At 42.1% G+C, this 19,496-nt stretch carries 15 protein-coding genes and 2 tRNA genes; 4 read left to right on the forward strand and 13 right to left on the reverse strand.

Features of this window, described 5'->3' with window-relative positions:
- Nucleotides 1-173: 173 nt before the first annotated feature.
- The 3 genes from rnhB to E7X57_RS07920 are packed head-to-tail and all read right to left on the reverse strand — an operon-like array spanning nt 174 to nt 5,388.
- Nucleotides 174-818, reverse strand: a complete 645-nt coding sequence (gene rnhB, locus E7X57_RS07910) for a ribonuclease HII (protein ID WP_135612390.1) — start codon at nt 816-818, stop codon at nt 174-176.
- A 48-nt stretch (nt 819-866) separates the two neighbouring features.
- Complete coding sequence (locus E7X57_RS07915; protein ID WP_244603641.1) at nt 867-3,113, reverse strand: type II secretion system F family protein; 2,247 nt, start codon at nt 3,111-3,113, stop codon at nt 867-869.
- Nucleotides 3,114-3,132: 19 nt separating this feature from the next.
- On the reverse strand, nt 3,133-5,388 hold the full coding sequence (locus tag E7X57_RS07920; RefSeq protein WP_135612391.1) for a type II/IV secretion system ATPase subunit: 2,256 nt from the start codon (nt 5,386-5,388) through the stop codon (nt 3,133-3,135).
- Nucleotides 5,389-5,610: 222 nt separating this feature from the next.
- On the opposite strand from E7X57_RS07920, the gene pheT reads away from it, so the two are divergent.
- Complete coding sequence (gene pheT / locus E7X57_RS07925; protein WP_135612393.1) at nt 5,611-7,233, forward strand: phenylalanine--tRNA ligase subunit beta; 1,623 nt, start codon at nt 5,611-5,613, stop codon at nt 7,231-7,233.
- A gap of 74 nt (nt 7,234-7,307) precedes the next feature.
- On the opposite strand, the gene E7X57_RS07930 is transcribed toward pheT, so the two are convergent.
- The 7 genes from E7X57_RS07930 to E7X57_RS07960 form a co-directional block, all read right to left on the reverse strand.
- Nucleotides 7,308-8,165 (reverse strand): rhomboid family intramembrane serine protease, encoded by an 858-nt coding sequence (locus E7X57_RS07930; protein WP_135612395.1) that lies wholly within the window; start codon nt 8,163-8,165, stop codon nt 7,308-7,310.
- Between the two features lie 84 nt (nt 8,166-8,249).
- A tRNA-Arg gene (locus E7X57_RS07935) sits at nt 8,250-8,344 on the reverse strand.
- Between the two features lie 145 nt (nt 8,345-8,489).
- Entirely contained in the window at nt 8,490-9,266 is a 777-nt protein-coding gene (locus E7X57_RS07940; protein ID WP_135612398.1) for a sulfite exporter TauE/SafE family protein, read from the reverse strand.
- Between the two features lie 23 nt (nt 9,267-9,289).
- Nucleotides 9,290-9,976, reverse strand: a complete 687-nt coding sequence (locus tag E7X57_RS07945) for a TrkA family potassium uptake protein (RefSeq protein ID WP_244603642.1) — start codon at nt 9,974-9,976, stop codon at nt 9,290-9,292.
- A gap of 13 nt (nt 9,977-9,989) precedes the next feature.
- Nucleotides 9,990-10,994 carry a TrkA family potassium uptake protein gene (locus E7X57_RS07950; protein WP_135612400.1) on the reverse strand — a complete coding sequence of 335 codons (1,005 nt, stop codon included), beginning with the start codon at nt 10,992-10,994 and terminating at the stop codon, nt 9,990-9,992.
- 105 nt (nt 10,995-11,099) lie between these two features.
- Nucleotides 11,100-12,845, reverse strand: a complete 1,746-nt coding sequence (locus E7X57_RS07955; protein WP_135612402.1) for a site-2 protease family protein — start codon at nt 12,843-12,845, stop codon at nt 11,100-11,102.
- Nucleotides 12,846-12,954: 109 nt separating this feature from the next.
- Complete coding sequence (locus tag E7X57_RS07960) at nt 12,955-13,413, reverse strand: ester cyclase (protein WP_244603643.1); 459 nt, start codon at nt 13,411-13,413, stop codon at nt 12,955-12,957.
- Nucleotides 13,414-13,570: 157 nt separating this feature from the next.
- Between E7X57_RS07960 and E7X57_RS07965 the strand changes: the two genes are divergently transcribed.
- The 3 genes from E7X57_RS07965 to E7X57_RS07975 all read left to right on the forward strand — a co-directional run bounded on the left by E7X57_RS07965 (nt 13,571) and on the right by E7X57_RS07975 (nt 15,084).
- A tRNA-Leu gene (locus E7X57_RS07965) sits at nt 13,571-13,656 on the forward strand.
- Between the two features lie 16 nt (nt 13,657-13,672).
- Nucleotides 13,673-14,512, forward strand: a complete 840-nt coding sequence (locus E7X57_RS07970) for a fumarate hydratase (RefSeq protein WP_135612406.1) — start codon at nt 13,673-13,675, stop codon at nt 14,510-14,512.
- Nucleotides 14,512-15,084 carry a FumA C-terminus/TtdB family hydratase beta subunit gene (locus E7X57_RS07975; protein WP_135612408.1) on the forward strand — a complete coding sequence of 191 codons (573 nt, stop codon included), beginning with the start codon at nt 14,512-14,514 and terminating at the stop codon, nt 15,082-15,084. The genes E7X57_RS07970 and E7X57_RS07975 overlap by 1 nt, the downstream gene beginning before the upstream one ends.
- Nucleotides 15,085-15,155: 71 nt before the next feature.
- On the opposite strand, the gene E7X57_RS07980 is transcribed toward E7X57_RS07975, so the two are convergent.
- Genes E7X57_RS07980 through E7X57_RS07990 form a run of 3 tightly spaced genes read right to left on the reverse strand, consistent with a single transcriptional unit; the run spans nt 15,156 to nt 19,357 of the window.
- Complete coding sequence (locus tag E7X57_RS07980; protein WP_244603644.1) at nt 15,156-16,538, reverse strand: type II secretion system F family protein; 1,383 nt, start codon at nt 16,536-16,538, stop codon at nt 15,156-15,158.
- A 4-nt stretch (nt 16,539-16,542) separates the two neighbouring features.
- Nucleotides 16,543-17,466: a type II secretion system F family protein gene (locus E7X57_RS07985; RefSeq protein WP_135612410.1), complete on the reverse strand. Its 924-nt coding sequence runs from the start codon at nt 17,464-17,466 to the stop codon at nt 16,543-16,545.
- Complete coding sequence (locus E7X57_RS07990) at nt 17,459-19,357, reverse strand: type II/IV secretion system ATPase subunit (RefSeq protein ID WP_135612412.1); 1,899 nt, start codon at nt 19,355-19,357, stop codon at nt 17,459-17,461. The genes E7X57_RS07985 and E7X57_RS07990 overlap by 8 nt, the downstream gene beginning before the upstream one ends.
- Nucleotides 19,358-19,496: the final 139 nt, after the last annotated feature.

Consider the following 19,496-nt stretch of genomic DNA (forward strand, 5'->3'; position numbering starts at 1 on the left):
GAATATACTCAACTTCTTTTCTTTTCTTTTCTTTTCTATTCTTTAATTTTGTCTTCTAGCTAGTACAACCTATGCTAGTATACCTTGCCCTAACACAACCTATTATTGTCCGGCCCGACCAGATCTGTTCTTGTCGGACCTAGCCTGATCCATTCCTGATAATCAGATCATCCTTATTTTTCAACGATGTTCTGTGCAGTCTTCCAGGAATGCCTGACGATATCCGGCAGTGAGCCGTGCTCATCATACCAATCCTTCAGGAACTGCTTGGTCTTTGGGTCTGAAGGATATCCACTGCCAAAATCCACACCAATCTCTTTTTTGAGCTCTTCAATAAGTTCATCGCGCCTGACCTTCGCTACAATGGATGCTGCAGATACAACCGGGAAAAGATCGTCAGCGCCATGCTTTGAAACTATTTTAGGAGCTGTTGTGTCGGGATGATTTTTTAAATAATTCTCAAGAAGACGTCTACCAAAGCGTTCTTCCTTTACATCAGCCGCATCCACATAGATCTCGTCACCCGGAAGATTCTCGATCACACTTCCAAAGCCAAGGACCATGATCTCGTTCATGGTCATCAGTTTACGAAGTTCATCTATCTGATCAGGGGATACTTCAAAAACAAAATAGTCATCTGCATACTTCTTGATCTGGGAAGCAAGATGCACTCTTTTTTTTGGTGAAAGTTTCTTGGAATCGGCAACCCCAAGGTTCTTAAGAGCATTGCTTTTACTCTTATCAATCCTCACACCACCAATACACATCGGACCTATTACAGGACCTTTTCCAGCTTCATCAATTCCCACGATCTTCATTGTAATCTCCCATCATTGTAATTGTCCTGCTTAAAGCAGAACAACTACTCATACGAACAGGGTGAATATAAGATAACCGACAGTGATCATGATTATTGAATGCTTCAGTCCGGAAAGCACATTACCTTCACCCATTGCTCCTGCCATGAGCCCGGAGCTTAATCCCTGAAGAAGGGAAGCATGCATGAACAAACGAGTGTATGCTTCAAGGTCAAAGTTCCCGAGGAAGCCACCGGCCTGGGTTCCTGATTCAGCCATCTTTTCACCGGCATTTGCCATCTCGGCCAGGAAGGTCGTAGAGATAACATAGATGACACCAACGAACACGAAGAATGCAATATAAATGATGACTATGTAGATCATCATGTTCATTGAACGCTCACGTTTCATGGACTGTTCGGATGCCGCATCCCGTGCTGCTACCAGAAGCACTTCACCCACATCACCACTTGATTCATTGGCTTTTGTAATAAGGGTCATTGAACGTGCTATAACATGAGTTCGAAGCCTGTTTGCAAACCTGATGAGAGCATCATTAACATTCATCCCCCAGAAGATATCCTTCCATATCCTGTTGATCTCTTTGCCGAGGTTTCCTTTACCGGAAGTTGCCATAAGTGTTATGGAATCACGAAGTGTCATTCCGGTCTCGTTAGTGCTTGCAAGCTTTTTTAAGAAATCCGGGAAATTTTTCTCAAGGCTTTTCTTCCTGTGAGATTTAACCTCATGGAAAAGAGCAAGGGGCACTATCACAAGGAAAAGGCCAAGCACAATATAATCATCAATAAAAGCAACGATATCTGATGTTGCAGAAAGGTCTCCTTTGTTTAACCAGAAGGGAATAATAATAACCAGAAATGCAATTGGTAATGTAATAGCAAGTGTATAAAGAGGTTGATCTAGCAGCGGTTTGACCGGATTCTGCAAGAAACCCCTTAATGATAATGATTTTTTAGACTTTGCAAGATCCTCATACAATGCCCTCTCCCTAACCTTTTCTTCAGTCTCATCTATCAGTTCACCTGCTTCATTATATACAGGTTCAAGATATGATGGGACTTGAGGAATACCATGATCAAGGACTAATGTAGTAGGCAGGATATCGGGCTCTCCACTCTCACTTGGAGTGATAATGCTGATCATCACAACAAACATCAGTGAACCGATCGGTAGTACAGCATAAATAATCGCATATACCATGACATCTGATCCGGAACCCATTACTGCCATCATAACACCAAGTATGATGATGAAGAGAGGACCGGCAACAAATGCCGTAACATAGGATTCTGAGAGCAATGCCAGGGTCTCCAGGAATCCTTTCTGGTCCACAACCGATTTTTGCAGGTACTGTTCAGACTTATCCTGGAAATAATGTGGAATACTTCCACCACTGTCAATGATGGTCAGAAGATTCTGCATCAGATCCTGGAACCTTTCTGAAGGAGTTATATCGCTAATGTTCGAGATAGCAGTTCTCAGGTCGTGTCCGAAATAGTCCATCTCACGCAGGATAGCATCAATTTCTTTTGAAACCTCACCATAAGTATCCTCTGAACGAGCCAATAGCCTGAATACCTCGATGATATTCATACCACCCTTACAAAGAGCATACATGAAAGTTACAGCATAAGGCAAATGCCTGTCAATGTCACCCTTGCGTTCACCTGCCTTGAAGCCCGGGTAAAGCATAAACATTCCATAGGTGACACCTCCAAGAATTATAGCAAAAAGAACGGTTATCAAAAATCCGATAAACAATGATTTAAATTGTAGTATCCAGGAAGTAGATGTACTGAGCTCCAGATTTGTTATAGTAGCAGGAAGTCCGACCAAATTCACAACAACATGCGAGAGGAAAAGACCCAGAATGAGGCCAATTACACAGCAAAGCACTGAATAGAAGATAGCATTTGAAACATACATCTCATATGAAAGCGGCACACGTGCCTGGAAAAGTTGCACCTGAAGATGTGCATATTTTTCTTTCCTTGCCTTTATCCGATCACCTAGTAATGCAAAAGGGATCTTTTTAAAGATCGTGAAGTATTCAAAGAACCTGTCAAACGTTCCATTGTCCTTTTTTGGCCCTCCGGATAGCTTTCGTTTGATACCACTAAGGAATGGATCCTTTTTAGTTCCGGAAGAAAGTGAGGAGGAAATGCTACCCTCCGTTTCTATCGAAGGTTCGATATCCTGAAGACTCCCCTGTTCTTCGACAAGGTCAGCAATATCAGGAACTTTTTCCTGCATTTCGCCTTCATGAGCTTTTTCCAGAGACCTGTCTTCTGTCACCTTATCACTCCAAAGAACATTATAGCAGATCGAGTTCCTTCAAGATTTTTTCCGGTGTGGATTGATAGGCATTAATGATACCAGAGATCTGCTTAAAGTCCTTAATATCATTGTCAACCATATATTCCAGTATACGCTGCCTGTTTGTCAATTCCCTGTTGACATCCATTGTACCCCAGCCTCTTCTCATACGGATATCCATCAAAGCTTTTGAATCACCTGTTCTATGGAAGACATCGGTCGAAGAATCCCACACGAAAACATCATTGGTCCTGACGTTTCGTGTATTTGGATCAATGTCAATGATCTCCACCACTTTCAGGTTCCTTCTGACACGCTTGCCCATGGAATATGTCTGTGCCTGGATACACATAATATCCAGTGCCTGTATCATATTACGCGGTACACTGATGGGCGGGTTCTCAAGTCTGTGGATAGCTGAAGGAACTGAATCTGCATGCATTGTCGAGAAAGTTGTATGTCCTGTGGACATTGCCTGGAACAATGTCAGAGCTTCTTTACCACGGACTTCTCCTACAAGGAGATATTCCGGACGTTGACGTAATGCAGCTTTAAGAAGATCATACATATCTACAGAACCACGATCGTCTGCTGTGAAGGAATCTCTGGTCATACCCGGGATCCAATTAGGATGAGGCAATTTCAATTCCCTTGTATCTTCAAGACTTATGATCTTAGCCTTTTCAGGGATAAATAGAGATACAGCATTCAGGGAAGAAGTCTTACCGGATGCGGTACCACCAGCATAGATCAGGCTCTTGTTATTCTCAATACATAACCAAAGATATGCCATACATTCCGGAGAGAATGTTCCCCATTTCAGGAGGTCTACCGGGGTGATAGGCTCTTCACTGAACTTCCTTATCGTAAATGTACTGCCATGGGTTGTAACACTGACACCCAGTGTCATCTGTATCCTTGATCCATCCGGCATAGTTGCATCGACCATCGGATCTGCCACTGAGATGTGCTTCCCACTCTTCTGTGCAAGCTGGATAATGAAAGAATCAAGTTCTTTTTCTTCAAAAATAATGTTAGTAGCAATGTTCTGATATGAACGATGATAAAGAAAGATCGGCTTACTGTGTCCATTACCGGAAATATCCTCTATTGAGCTATCATTCATCAGTGGATCGATCTTGCCGAATCTGATGAAATCCCGCTTTATGTAATAAAATACCTTCTCAAGCATTGCAGGAGTTATTTCGATAGCATAGTCCTTGATGATGTCACGTATCTCTTTTTCAAGCACTTCTTCCTTGTCTTTATTTTCATCAATATCTTCTACCAGAAGCTCATTGTGAAGACGGTCCTTTATCTCTGTCAGGAAGACCTGCTCAAAGTCAGAAAGTGAAGGTTCGACTATATAATAGATATGATCATTGCGATCCTCGTTATAAAGAATGACAATAAAAACATATGGTTCCGAGGTCCAGTAACGATCAATTTCTTCATAGTCCTCAACTCCTGTGAATTCAGAAAGGATCCCATGGACTTCCGGGTCATAAGGCTCAATCTCCTCATTCTCCCCTCTAAAGAGATTCTTTATTTTATCGACAATACCTATCTTTTCAGCTGGAATTCCTTCATCGTCCTCAGAACCATGTTCTTCCTGAAGTAAGTCTTCCTGAAGGATATCTTCGGAAACACTATCTTTAAGAATATTCCCTTCGACAGCATCTTCAAAGCCCTTGTTGGCTTTTTCCGGATCAGCGATCTTATTTCTACTTTCCAGTTCATCGACAATATGAATATCACTGACATCTTTGTTATCAGTGCTATCCTCCCCTGTCAGCTCAATATGCGTCTTTGGGAACGTTTCTGTGATGGTACGCTCTTCGTGTAACGATTGATCAAACCCTTCCGGATCGATGGAAACAGGTTCAAAACCATTGGGATAACCATCTTTTGATCTCCGATCCTGTGTGGAGGATCCTGATTCGAATTCCGGACGGGAAAATTTATCATATCTTGGCAGAAGGATATTAAGTTCTTCATCAGCTTCATTATCAAAACTTTTCCTTTCAGGGGAAGAACCAATACTTTTTCTTGGTCTGCTCCTTGGTGTTAGAATAACTGCTTCAAGATCATCTTCACTAATATCATTACTATCGTGAAATCCGGACAGGTTCTCGCTAAGATCCTCTCCTTCATTCGTCGTATCAGGGTCGTTTCCTACAACAGGCTTCTGATCAGCATGTTCAATGCCATCCAACCTGTCGTCATTCAGATTTTCTTCTGCCTCTTTTGCCATTGTTACACCGCAAGGGTTCTGTGCATATGATAGTCACAGATGGTGTGATCTAATATTATTATTATTATAATTATGATTATACATTATTAAAGGTATTGCATTTAAAATCGTGCATTGCAAAGAAAATTGATGAAAAATATTAAATCAAAAGCTATACATGTTCGTTCTATTATCGGTTCAAATTGCTAATGGTCATATAATATGACCACGGAGATATCCCACATGCCAATAATTACCTTACAATATGAGGATCTGGAATCACTCACACGTTCAGACAAGGATACGATCATTGACCGTGTACCAATGATAGGTGCAGACATCGAACGTATTGAAAAAGAGTCCATAGACATTGAGTTCTTCCCTGACCGCCCTGACCTTTACAGTGTGGAAGGAGTAGCAAGGGCCATGCGCGGATTTATGAACATCGAAACCGGGCTTTGTCATTATGATGTAACACCGTCGGACATTACAATAGAACTTGATGAACATATAGGAAAAGTCCGCCCGGTACTTGGTTGTGCGGTTGTAAGGGGAATAAACTTCACATCCAGCTCTATCAAATCCCTGATGGACCTTCAGGAATCCCTTCACTGGGGACTTGGAAGGAACAGGAAGAAAGTTTCCATCGGTGTCCACGATATGGCAAATATCACTCCGCCATTCAAGTATCAGGCAGTTGACCCTGATCATAAATTCGTACCTCTTGATTTTACAGAACCAATGACAATGGATGAGATCCTTGCAGAACATCCAAAGGGAGTACGCTTTGCCGATATCCTTGAAGGAATGGAAAAGTACCCGTTGATAACCGATTCAAAGGGAGATGTCCTTTCATTCCCACCAATTATCAATGGAACCCTTACGAGAGTAGAAGAAAGCACCACGGACCTTTTCATTGATGTGACCGGCCTGGGAGATGCAGTCTACACTGCACTTAACATCGTAGTGACGTCACTTGCAGAGAGAGGCGGCAAGGTCGGATCGGTTAAGATCGTCTATCCGGATGGAACAGAAAAGGTCACTCCTGACATGACACCTCGCGCTCTCAAACTTCCAAGATCTGAGATCGATGAGCTTATAGGCGTGGAATTTACCAACGAAGAGATCATAAACGAGCTGGAAAGAATGGGATTCGGTGCAGGCCTTTCAGATGACGGAGAGAACTTTGACATAGATGTTCCGTCCTACAGGGCAGACATATTGCACAATTTCGATGTTATTGAGGATATTGCCATAGGATATGGCTTTGATAAGATCCAGAGTGAATTCCCAAAGAATGCCACCATCGGTAGCGCACACCCCATTTCCCTCACAAGGGGAGCAATGCGCGAGATAATGGTAAGCCTTGGATATTCCGAGGTCATGCCTTTTACGCTCACCAGCCAAAAAGTACACTTCGAATGGATGTGCCGTGAAGAGACAGATGATGTTACGTTCGTACTTCACCCTATAAGTGAAGACCAGACAATGGTCCGCACCACCATATTACCAAACCTCATGGAAATATTTTCCCTGAACCAGCACCATGAGCTTCCACAACGCATTTTTGAGGTAGGAGAAGTTGTTGTGAATGCAAAGAACAGGCTCCATCTTTCAGCTGCTTCAATTCATGCACAGGCAAACTTCACAGAGATCAGGGAAGTCCTGGACGCTGTGATGAGAGAAAGGGATATTCCATACGAAGTAACCGAATCAACTGATCCTGCATTTATCGAAGGCAGGCGTGCTGACATTATTGTCGATGGTAAGAAGGTCGGCGTAATGGGAGAACTCTACCCGGGAGTTATCGTCAACTTTGGTCTTGGACAGCCTGTTGTTGGTTTTGAGATCGATATGACAGAATGAAACACAAAATAGCCAATGTGGGAAAATTAAATACCCCGGCAAATATTCCCGGAGCTATCCGGGAAACTTCTTTTTTAAATTATCTTATTCGCCTGTTCAAGCATAAGAGCGGACATTAACCCAAATATATAACCCGTATAATGGCCCAGGCTGTTCACAATGCCTGTTTCATTTACGATGTTTTCAGGGATCAGCAAGGGCAGACCTATCAGAAAATATACAAGAATGAGATAAATAAGTGCGATATAGATAAGAATGAAACTCGATGAAACATGCTTTATACCGGATCCACAAAATGAATGGAGTTTCAGGGAAATACAATCAAAGAACGGACGATTAGCATAAGCAGTTACCAGCAGAAGTATAGAAATTCCAAGGTACATAAAAATAGAAGCCTTTAAATTGAAAAGTACCAGGAACAAGTTCAAAAATATCAAAAAATAAACGAACTCGTGCCCTATTTTAGGACAATAATATTTTTTGCAATACCTGTAAAAAGCAAACATCAGGTAAGCTACCAGTGCACTTATAATTCCTGAATATCCCTGAACAGGAAATGGAAGGTCTATAAAATATACCATTGAAAATGAAACAATAAATGGAAGTACGAAAGAAAATAGCAAGAATGATATGATGAAAAAATTCCTATCGGTTTCAAAATTAATTATCAGGAACATGAGGACCAGATAAAAGACCAGGTTCTTCATCAGATGAGAATATGAGGAATGGATATAATTGGACAAAAAAAGTGTTTCGATCTTTGGTTCCAGCGGAAATAGAATGAAATGGTCAAGCTTCATGTAGTCCGGCAGGAAAAATAACATCAACAAAAGAGATGGTATAAAAAGAAATAAAAGAAAGATGTCCAGGTCCTTCCAGTTTACATTCAAAAAATGGAATTTACTGATCTCTTCTTTTAGTCCAATACTCATAAATGATAATGATCTTCAAAACATTATAAGTTTTTGTTAGTAGGCTATATTTAAGCAGAAATAAAGTTAAAGTTAATAAAAATACGGGCCCGCCGCGATTCGAACGCGGGTCAATGGGTCTCTTCGCGGGATAATCCACTTCGAAGCCCATGAGGATGTCCTGGCTACCCTACGGGCCCATGCAACTTAGAATTGCGTTGTATCATTGTGATAGTTCGTATTAAACCTTTCTATCATAGAAATGATATCGTTGAGCATAATTTCAGGTTCGCATCATCATGGAATTATATATTACTCTTATTTCCCGGCCATGTTTTATTATAATTATTTCCCAATAAGAGAGTATTGTAGCATCACTGCTATCAGCAGGAGCACTATCCCAAGCATCTTGCTGAAATATTTTTCAAAAAATGAACGGAGCCTGTCATGCCGAAGATACATCAGACGGGAACCCAGCTGCCCTCCCACCAGTGCTGTAAATCCCATGGCAGCAAGAAGTGAAAGATCGATCTGTAAACTACCAATATGGGAGAGAAAACCGGAAAGAGAAGAGAAGAGAACAACTAATGCAGATGTTGCAGGTGCACTCTTTATTCCAAATCCCAGAAGCAGCAAGATAGGAACCAGAAATGTACCGCCACCAATGCCAAGCATTCCTGCAACTGTTCCGATAAACAAGCCCAAAATGATACCGATGATGAAGCGTGCTTTTCGGCTGGCCTTAACTTCACTTTCCGTATTTCCGACCCTCTTTGAAAATATAACAGTGATACCTGCCAATGCAACTACCAGACTGAATGTGCTTAATATTGTAGTATCAGGAACAGATTGTGAGATAAAGGCCCCAAATGGTGCAGCTATTGCAGAGGATACTATAAATGGTGCAGCTGTATGAAAATCCACCATCCTTTTTTTAATATAAGTAAGAGATGCCGAAAATGTGGTCACCACGTTTAACAACAATGCAATAGCAATCGCTGTCAAAAGGTCCATTCCAAGCCAGTACAGCAAAGGAACATATATGATCGCGCCACCCATTCCAAGGAACGAAAAAAGAATGGAAAGGCATAAAACAATTATGATATAAAAAAATGGTTCCATAAATACATATCCAGCGAAAGAGGTCAATCCTGTTTAATAAAAATATTCCTGAACTTCTCGACATGCTCCCTGTTTCCCACCACAGCGATCGTATCGCCCACATTCAGCACGAAGGAAGAAGGAAGAGAGACAGTCACTAAGCCTTTTCTTTCCACACCTATGATCTTGCAGTCAAATTTATTGACGAGATCAAGTTCCCCTATACTATTGTCAACCATACTGGAACCTTCCTTAAGCTGGAACTTTTCGATCTCTATACCTTCATAGAGTACGATCTCCTCATAAAGCTGATAACATTCCGAACGGGTGCATTTGGATGTGATCTTGGCAAGCAGCTGACCTGATACGATGGAAAGTGAAGCTACGTAATCTGCTCCGGCCTTGTATAGCTTATCAATGGAGTTCACAGAATTTGCACGGGAGAAAATGATGCAATCAGGCTTTAGGCCACGTGCCATAAGAGTTGCAAAGATAACTTCGGTATCAGTATTCAGCGTAATGATCACAGTAGATGCTTTCTCAATACCTGCCTGCTTGAGGACAGCTTCATCGGTCCCATCACCAATGATATGCTCAAACTCGACATTTGAAAATGCAACCTCATTTTTATCAACTACGATGAAATGAACATCGTTCTCAACAAATACTTCAACTATATTTTTGCCAACATCACCATAGCCAAGTACGATCAAATGTTCATTTGTCATCATAATATTGTTCCCTTTAATCGGTCAATTTACCTAATTTCTGAAGCTGTCCCTTGCTACCTACTGCAAGAATGACAGTATTATCTTTTATAACATCCCCGGGATGAATATTAAAAGTAAGTTGTCCTCCTTTTCGTAAGCCTATGACAGTAGCTCCGGTCTTTTCATGAATTGTAGCCTGTGCCAGAGTTTTTCCAATCAATTCACTTTTTGAGTATACAGGAAACTCGACGATGCTGCACCCATCAAAGAACTCGGTAGTACCAAAGAGCACGCCAAGGAAAGGATCAACAGCCTTCTTTGCAAAGAACCTGCCCAGTACCAGTTTAGGCGATATGACACGATCAGCACCAGCATATTTCAGGTATTTTATCTTGGAAGCATCTTCTGCAACAGCAATTATCCTGACATCACTGACTTTTCGTGCGGTAAGAACAATGTTCGCATTTTCATTATCGGACTGGTTAGCAATGAGAAAGCGAGCAGAGTTTATATTAGCATTTTCAAGTGTGTTCTCATCACTAGGGTCCCCATATATGCAGGAAATGTTATTCCTGGATAACATTCGCAGAGCATCCTCATCTTCTGATACAATTACAAAACTTGTATTTTGCTCCTTGAACTCTTCCACCAGGGTCTCCACAAGTGCATTATACCCACAGACAATGATGTGATCCGAATACTTTTTAGGAACCTTGACAGCAAGAGGAAGTTTCATAGTTTTCTCGAACCATGGAGTGATGACCAGTGTGATCAATATTCCAAAGAACAGAGGAATACCTGAGACCATGACTACAATTGAAAAGATCTTACCGATCATCGACTGGAAGACAATATCACCATAACCAACTGTAGTTACAGAAGCCATAACCCAGTAGATAGCATTTGCCAGATTGGCGTATTTATGCTGTCCCTCATATTCCATCAGATGTATGAAAAGCACCATATAAAGCAGAACGACAACGATCGACATTGCAATGTAAGCTGCAATCGACGAACTCAAGAATTTTGGATATCTCATCTCGCTACCTCTTAAATTCTCACGTTATGTTTTATTCATAGTGCTTTTATTGATCCCATACCAATTCATATTGTATTCGTGGATTCTTTCAAACTCCTGTAGCTATCAGAATCCATGTACAATATATGGCCCGAATATCATGAACAGGAATGATATAAGGATCACAAATGTAAAAGTTGCTGCTATAGCTGCCGATATATCTGTTGCCCTTCTCTCGTCCGATACAAGCCTGCCAACAAAGGACCTGAGATAATCCTTGAACACATGACCACCATCCAGTGGTACTGACGGAAGACAGTTGAAAAGGCCAACATAGAAGTTAAGCCAGCCGACCCATAGCAAAGTATTAGCGATCCAGAACACACCGATACCCAGAGGTTCACCCCATCCTACCGGATGATAGAACTGGGCAAGTGTGCCACTAAATCCAGGGAAACCTTCACCTGTAAATCCAACGATAGGAAGGCCCAGAAGTATGATCCAGCCAACAAAACCGGTCATTAATGAAGGTATTGAGCGCAGGGCTTCGAGATAGGCCTTTGCCGGGAACTCACCTACAGTGATCCAAAGAGGAGCTATTTTGAGTCCATTCGAACCATAATAAACACCAAGGAAACCTTTTTCAGAAACTGTACGCGTATCTGAAGCCAGTTCTACTTCAAAGAAAGCAGAGGATACATTCTCTTCAGGACTATCTGCCATCACCGTTTCCACGAGGATCACCTGACCACCTTTTGTCGAATTCATGAAGAGCAAAAAGTCATCCGATGAGTTTATTGGAATACCATCAATGTTGATGAGCAACATGCCTTTTTCAATTCCTGCAGCTTCAGCAGGCGAATCCGGTACTATATCATTTACATAGATACCTTTGATATCTTCAGTATCGTCATCTCCAACCTGAACATCATAGACCGAGACCACCCGGTCTTTGGCAGCATGCACTTCCACCACAGTTCCGGATTCAACGCTACTCATGTAAAGCAAAATATCATTCGCATTTTCAACAGGCGTGTCATCGATCTGTGTGATCACCATATTATTCTGAAGTCCTGCAATATCTGCCGGAGAATCAGGTGTGACATTAACTATCATGGCATCACCAAGAGGTGATATCGCCCCAAGCACAGGACCGAACAATAGTATAAATGCAATTGCTGCAACTACGAAATTAGACATGACACCAGCTGCCAGTATCCGTGCCCTTTGTTCCCTTGTAGCCACTTTGCTATTATCGGGCTTTTTATCCATACCCAGGATCTTCCTTTCTATAGGGCCATTAGTAGAACTTGCTACCAGATTATCATCAGCTTCCTTTTTCACCCCGAAAAGCTCTTCTTCATCCGGTTCGGCAAAGCCTCCGATAGGAACTACAGCAAGCAGGATACCCATAGACTTGACCCTGATACCTTCGACCTTACAGAGGATCGCATGTGAGAACTCATGTACTACAAGAGTTACCAGCAGAGCAATAATACCCCAGGAAAGAGGTATGAACTCATTTACACCCGGAATTAGGAAAATATTCCTTGCCTCATTGAACTTACCAGGTTCAGGGAGAGTATTGTCCCCAATGGATGACAACATGGCAACATCTGATACAACTATAATAAAGAACATGGCGAACATGCCAATGAACATCAGGACTATGCCGACATTGGCGAATAATCTCCACATGCTTTTGGGTCTTGCAAGGAAGTCCAACAGTTTCTGACCCCTGAGAGTCCTTATCATAAGAATAGGACCATAGGCAGAGATGTTATATCGTTCAAGTATGCCCTTTTTGTCAAGGATCGAAACTATGACCCAGTACAAAAGGAACAGGGCGATCAAAATTCTGGTTTCTATCAAATGAATTCTCCGGGGTTATATGTCTGGAATAAGAACATGTATTTCAACTAATCTGGTACTTGTTTGTATAAAAGATATGCCATTAACGCCTGAATATTATTCGATCTTGTTAAAGCATATCAGATGAAAATGCACCGAACTGCTGGGCAAAGTTCAATTGATCCACCTCTTCCCAGTCCTCAGCGATCAGTCCATCCTCTATACGTGTGATCGTGATCCCGGTAAAGGTCACCGGCTTGTGCGTGGGAGGAACACCCTGGAAATCAGCCAGATGTGTACCACTGGCAGTCCACCGGGTCACAACTTTATCACCTTCAGCAATAACATCATTAATAACAAAATGAAGGTCTGGAAGTGCCTTGTGAATGGATGCCATAAAATCCATAAGGGATTCAAGGTCCAGAGTCTCACCGCCAAAATGCATATGATAATCAGGGCTGCACTTATCCGTCAATTGTTTTGGATGCCAACCACGATCTGAAATGCCAAGAACCATTTCTTTGTTCTTTTCTTCGATCCTGTGAGAATCAAAGGATGCATTATTTTCAGGTATATCTGTCGTCATCATTAGATTACAATTACTTACTCTTAAATAAATATATTTCAAAGAAAAGCATATTTATCGCAAATATGGCCTTTCCGTTCAAAATAAAAAAGCACATATGAATTAACGATAGATAAGTTTATAACAAATACTGCTATTTCTGGTAACGTATTTCTCAAATGCGGGAGTAACCAAGTGGCCAACGGTGGCAGACTCAAGATCTGCTCGTGTAGACGTTCGGGGGTTCGAATCCCTTCTCCCGCACCATTTAAGGTGATCTTTTTTGATTGGCAATATAACTTATGATGCTGTAGTTAAAGCCACTATTAACATAATAAAGGAAGCTGAGACGCTTCTTCCTGATGATGTGATAAAGGCTCTTGAAACAGCAAAAGAAAATGAATCCAGCGACGTTGCAAGATCGCAGATAGAAGCGATCCTTAAGAACATTGAGATTGCAGGGAACAATAGCATCCCCCTCTGCCAGGATACAGGCATACTTATATTTTATGTCGATATCGGCAGGGACCTGAATATTGATTTTGACATTAAGGGAGCAATACTTGAAGCTACAAGGATAGCAACCCAGCAGGTACCATTGCGCCCAAATGCTGTTGATCCGCTTAGCCGAAGCAACAGCAGTGACAATACCGGTGAAGGACTTCCCGATATCAAATATGACTTTGTTGAAGGAAAACAGCTGAAAATAACAGTAGCCCCAAAAGGTGCAGGTTCCGAGAACATGAGCGTTCTGAAAATGATGAATCCCACCGAGCTTAAGAGCATTGATGACTTCATTGTTGAAACGGTGCTCAATGCAGGAGGCCGACCATGTCCACCTGTTATTGTAGGTGTGGGAATAGGAGGATCTTTCGACAAAGCTGCAAGGCTTGCGAAATCCTCACTTTTAAGAACTGTAAATGACATGAATGATGAAGAGAAGACCCTCCTTGCCAGAATAAATTCATTGGGAATCGGTCCAATGGGTCTTGGCGGCGATACCACTGCTCTTGCAGTACATCTTAACACATCTCACTGCCATACAGCATCCCTGCCTGTGGCTATTAACATCCAGTGCTGGGCAAACCGGCACGCTTCGGTTACACTTGGAGGTGAGAAATAATGGAGTACCATCTAAATACACCTCTTAAGAAAGAAGACATCGAACAACTCGATGCCGGCGATATTGTCTATCTTACAGGGACTGTACTTACAGCTCGTGATGAAGCACATGCCCGCATACTTGAAATGCATGAGGAAGGCCTTGAGTTACCTTTTGAACTGGAAGGTGCAGCTATTTACCACTGCGGACCCCTGATGCAGCAGATAGAAGGAAAATGGGGAGTAGTTGCAGCCGGACCTACTACAAGCGACAGGATGTCAAAGATGACACCGAACCTTCTGGAGCATTTCAACGTTCGCGCCCTTATCGGAAAAGGTGGTATGAACAACGTGGCTGAAAGCCTGAAAGGGAAATGTATCTACCTCGCATATACCGGCGGATGTGCAGCACTTGCAGCAGGTTCTATTAAGAATGTACCCCAGGTTCACTGGCCGGACCTTGGAATGCCTGAAGCCGTATGGGAACTTGAAGTCGTTGAGTTCGGCCCCCTCATTGTCGGTATTGACACAAAAGGAAATGACCTTTTCACATCTATAAAAGAAAAAGCGAGAGAGTCCTTTTCAAAGAAGTGAACTCTCTTTATTTATTATTTGATTACATTCTTACTTTTTTGTTCATTTGTTTAGCTACAAGCACCTTTTCATCACAGTATCAGGAAGCATATCCAACCAATGAAGGTCAGTATGAATGAGTGCTTCAGACCTCCGGAAAGCCGGTTCTCTCCCAATTGTCCTGCAACCAGACCACTCATGAACCCCTGTAGAAGACATGCATGGAAAAGGGTACGTATGAAAGCATCAGGATCAAAACCTCCAATAAAGGAACCTCCTGCAGAAGCACCTGCCACTGCCTGACTTGCTTCATACATAGTAGGAACAAAGCGAGTTGTCAGCATCAATATCACAAAGATGAACACGAAGAAAGCTATGTAGCTGATCACTACGTAAACAGCCATGTTACCACGACGTTCCCTCTCAAGTGTTTTTATCTCGCTTGCATCCCTTGCAGCAGCTTCAAGTACAAATGACACACGACCACCTGCACGACTTGCCTGAGTGATCAGGGCTACTGCACGTGATATAAGAGGTGTGTTCATTCTTTTTGCGAAGTATTCGATGGTTTCTTCAAAGGAAATACCCCAAGAGACAGATGCATCCATTTTCTTGATCTCATCCGTCATTTCACCATATTCACCCTTTGCAACAGTACCTAATGCTGCAGGGAGAGTAAGACCTGCCCTGCTCATTTCTGCAATATCACGCAGGAAATTTGGCATGTACTCTTCGACCTTGTTAACAAATTTATGTTTTCTGTAATAGGTTATTGCTGGCGGGATAATAAATATCCATACCGAAAATAAGATAACGTGATCGATGGTTGGTGTTCCCCAGGTGAACGAGAATCCAATTATCATGAACAAAAGAGCAGCAGGCCCACTGAAGAACATAGCATAATAAGGATACCTATAAAATGCGTCTTTCGGATTCTTAAGGAATTCCTTTAAACGAATGTTCTTTCCTGACTCCCCAAGCTTCAGATCAATGACATATTGTTCGATCTTACCGAGTTCCCTCTCATCCATTTCCGGGATCTCAACCTCATTAATTACAATGGTTTCCCCGTTCGGACCCAACTCAATAGCTTCAGCAAGCTCACCAGATTCAGCAGACTCATCGGTTTCAGTAAACTCATCGGCTTCAGCAAACTCACCGGTTTCAGTAAACTCATCGGCTTCAGCAAACTCATCGGCTTCAGCAAACTCATCGGCTTCAGCAAACTCATCGGCTTCAGCAAACTCACCGGTTTCAGTAAACTCATCGGTTTCAGTAAACTCATCGGCTTCAGCAAACTCATCGGCTTCAGCAAGCTTATCGGCTTCAGCAAACTCACCGGTTTCAGTAAACTCATCGGCTTCAGCAAGCTTATCGGCTTCAGCAAACTCACCGGTTTCGGTAATATCATCAGATTCAGTAATCTCACTGGTCTCGATAATATCATCAGATCCAGTATTCTCTACATCCTTCATTATCTCAGTCCTCCGGCGTTATTGCACTGACAAGAACTATGAACATAAGAGTTCCAACTGGGATTATACCATATACCATCAGATAAAGGAACATAAAGTCAGCTCCACCCATCAATGCTACGATCGATATTACGACTATCAGGAAAAGAGGACCTGCGACAAATGCAGTAACATATGTTTCACCCATAAGACCAAGCGTCTCAAGGAATTCCTTTTGTCTTTGCCTGTTGTCTATGAGATATTGATCGGCCTTGATCTTAAAGTAAGGCTCCAGATCACCACCTGATGTTACAACGGTAATAGAACCCTGCAGGAATTCCTGCATCATTGGAGAAGGGGTAGAAGCTGCAAGGTTCTTCATTGCACTCACAAGGTTATACCCCAATACTTCAAGGTCACGCACAAGATATCTTGCTTCCACAGCAACTTCACCATAAATTTCATTGGATGCAAGGGAACGGAACAGATCTACCGGAAGAACTCCTGCTCCAGACATAGCGGACATATAATTAATACCATAGGGAAGCATCTGTTCTATCTTTCGTTTTCTGTCAGATGCCACAATGGCCGGATAGAACATGGCGAAATAATAGATACTGCTGAAGCAGAGTCCTGCAAATGCAATACCTCCAAATACGCGGATCGCAAGGGTCTTATAGGCAACATATTTTGCAGTCCAGGCAGGGAAACCAAGTGCCATTCCGGAAATATCAGGAATTGGAATGATATAAAGGAGGGCATTGAATAGGATAAACAACAGCAATGTACTTAGAATTGCCATTAGGAGGACACCTGAAAGGTATCTGTCATAACCTATGTTGATCCTGCTTCTCAAAAGGTTTTTTCTAAGTGAGAAATACTTTGAACGTTTGTTCACATAGTGTTTCCCAAATATTGCAAATGCAATACTAAAGTATGAATTATCCATTCAAATCCTGCCTTATTACTTTCAATAGTGTTTCTGGTTCACGTTTATACGCAACCACGATCTTAGAGAAGTCCCTGAAATGAGTTATCTTCTTCAAGCGTGCCCACTCCATGACATCCTGACGCTGCTGTAACTCATCCCTCACCTTGGCCTCGGTCCAGCCTCTTGCATCCATAACACTCTCAAGAACATAGGAACGACCTGAGTACTGGAAAAGATCCTTTGCAGCATTCCATGAGAACACTTCATTTGTAAGCAACTCACCAGTCCTTGGATCAACACCAACGATCTCTGTAAGAGTCTTACACCGCCTGACCCTTTCACCATCAACTTTTACCTGAACCTGTAAAGACACAATATCAAGTGCCTGTATCATGATCCTCGGAATATTGATAGGAGGGTTCTCAAGCCTGTGTACGATCGACTGCACAGAGTCAGCGTGCATTGTCGAGAACGTTGTGTGTCCTGTTGACATTGCCTGGAACAGAACATATGCTTCAGCACCTCTTACTTCACCCACCAGGATATATTCCGGACGCTGCCTCAGTGATGCTCTCAGCAGTTCGTACATTTCAATGGAACCTTTTGATTCACCACCAAAGGCTTCACGTGTAACACCAGGGATCCAGTTGGGGTGAGCAAGGTTCAATTCCCTTGTATCCTCAATAGAAACGATCTTCATTTCCGGCTGGATAAATATTGAAATAGCATTCATTGCAGAGGTCTTTCCTGAAGCAGTACCTCCGGAGAAGATAACACTCTTGCTTGAATCCACAGCAAGCCACATGTATGCCAGCATTGCTGTAGAGAACGTATGATAACCAATAAGATCGGAAGGTGTTATTGGATCCTCATTGAATCGACGTATAGTAAAAGTACTACCTCGGGTAGTGATCTCCCTTCCAAGTGTTAATTGTATACGTGATCCATCAGGCAATGTTGCATCGAGCAACGGATTTGCGATGGAAATATGTTTTCCACATATTTGTGCAAGCCTGATAGCGAGTGGATCCAGATGATCATCCGAATCAAACAGCACATTTGAAGGAATGGACTCATGCTTCTTATGGTATATGTAGATCGGCGTATTAGGACCATCACAGGATATATCTTCTATTAGCAGATCACGCATCATGGCATCGATCTCACCATATCCGAGATAGTCACGGATGATGTAATACATGATCTTCTCCCGTGTAAGGGTAGTGAGCCGGATCCTATAATCAACAAGGAAGGTATTAACGTTAGTACGAAGGTATTCTTCTGCAACTTCCCTTGACATGCTTTTCAAGTGTGCATGAAGAACCTCAGCAATACGCTCCTTTATCATCCTGAACAATTTTTCTTCTTCATCAGAAAATTTTGGCTCAAGGACCTGATATTGATACTCATGAAGATCAGAATTATAAGAGATCCTAACATAAGAATAAGGTGGATTTATTTCAAAGAACTCGATCTCTTCAAACCCGGACTCTTCATCCAGAGCAATATCTACAAGAGGACCATGAATGGCCACATCATATTCCTCTACCTCGTATTCTTTTGTCTTAAAAGCATTGATCACTCGATGATAGAAGGGTTCTTTCTTGAAAATGAACATTGGAGTCTCTTCAAACTCCTCAACTTCTTCTTCCTCTTCTGCAATCTCTTTTATCGTCTTTTCCCATAAGGATTCAATTTCCTCTGGTAGTTTGTTTTGATCCTCACTTTCATATTCTTCATCATTGGAGATGCTTTCCATGTCCTCGATATTATCACCGAGTTCTTCTGTGTAAAGCTCCCCTGAAAGAGAATCATCTTCAACTATATCTACTATATCAACGATGCCATCTTCCACAGACTCTATCTCGTCTTCCTTCTCGGCACTTTGAGGATTCAAATTTTCAACCATTATACCACGCCTTTGGTAATCGTCATTCCTGATCATAACAACAATAAGAACTATTAAGGCCCCCATGCCAGTCCTTGATTGCTGCTAAAAAGAGTACGCATCTACGGCTTATATAGTTACCGCAAATTGTCCTCACAAC

Source organism: Methanococcoides sp. AM1 (assembly GCF_900774055.1).
GTDB lineage: Archaea > Halobacteriota > Methanosarcinia > Methanosarcinales > Methanosarcinaceae > Methanococcoides.

Excerpts from the sequence above, each read along its gene's own strand:
- E7X57_RS07930 (WP_135612395.1), bottom strand. The coding sequence starts at position 8,165 with ATGAGTATTGGACTAAAAGAAGAGATCAGTAAATTCCATTTTTTGAAT.
- E7X57_RS07990 (WP_135612412.1), bottom strand. The coding sequence starts at position 19,357 with ATGGTTGAAAATTTGAATCCTCAAAGTGCCGAGAAGGAAGACGAGATA.
- E7X57_RS07980 (WP_244603644.1), bottom strand. The coding sequence starts at position 16,538 with ATGAAGGATGTAGAGAATACTGGATCTGATGATATTATCGAGACCAGT.
- E7X57_RS07940 (WP_135612398.1), bottom strand. The coding sequence starts at position 9,266 with ATGGAACCATTTTTTTATATCATAATTGTTTTATGCCTTTCCATTCTT.
- E7X57_RS07920 (WP_135612391.1), bottom strand. The coding sequence starts at position 5,388 with ATGGCAAAAGAGGCAGAAGAAAATCTGAATGACGACAGGTTGGATGGC.
- E7X57_RS07950 (WP_135612400.1), bottom strand. The coding sequence starts at position 10,994 with ATGAGATATCCAAAATTCTTGAGTTCGTCGATTGCAGCTTACATTGCA.
- E7X57_RS07985 (WP_135612410.1), bottom strand. The coding sequence starts at position 17,466 with ATGGATAATTCATACTTTAGTATTGCATTTGCAATATTTGGGAAACAC.
- pheT (WP_135612393.1), top strand. The coding sequence starts at position 5,611 with ATGCCAATAATTACCTTACAATATGAGGATCTGGAATCACTCACACGT.
- E7X57_RS07960 (WP_244603643.1), bottom strand. The coding sequence starts at position 13,413 with ATGATGACGACAGATATACCTGAAAATAATGCATCCTTTGATTCTCAC.
- E7X57_RS07975 (WP_135612408.1), top strand. The coding sequence starts at position 14,512 with ATGGAGTACCATCTAAATACACCTCTTAAGAAAGAAGACATCGAACAA.
- E7X57_RS07945 (WP_244603642.1), bottom strand. The coding sequence starts at position 9,976 with ATGATGACAAATGAACATTTGATCGTACTTGGCTATGGTGATGTTGGC.
- rnhB (WP_135612390.1), bottom strand. The coding sequence starts at position 818 with ATGAAGATCGTGGGAATTGATGAAGCTGGAAAAGGTCCTGTAATAGGT.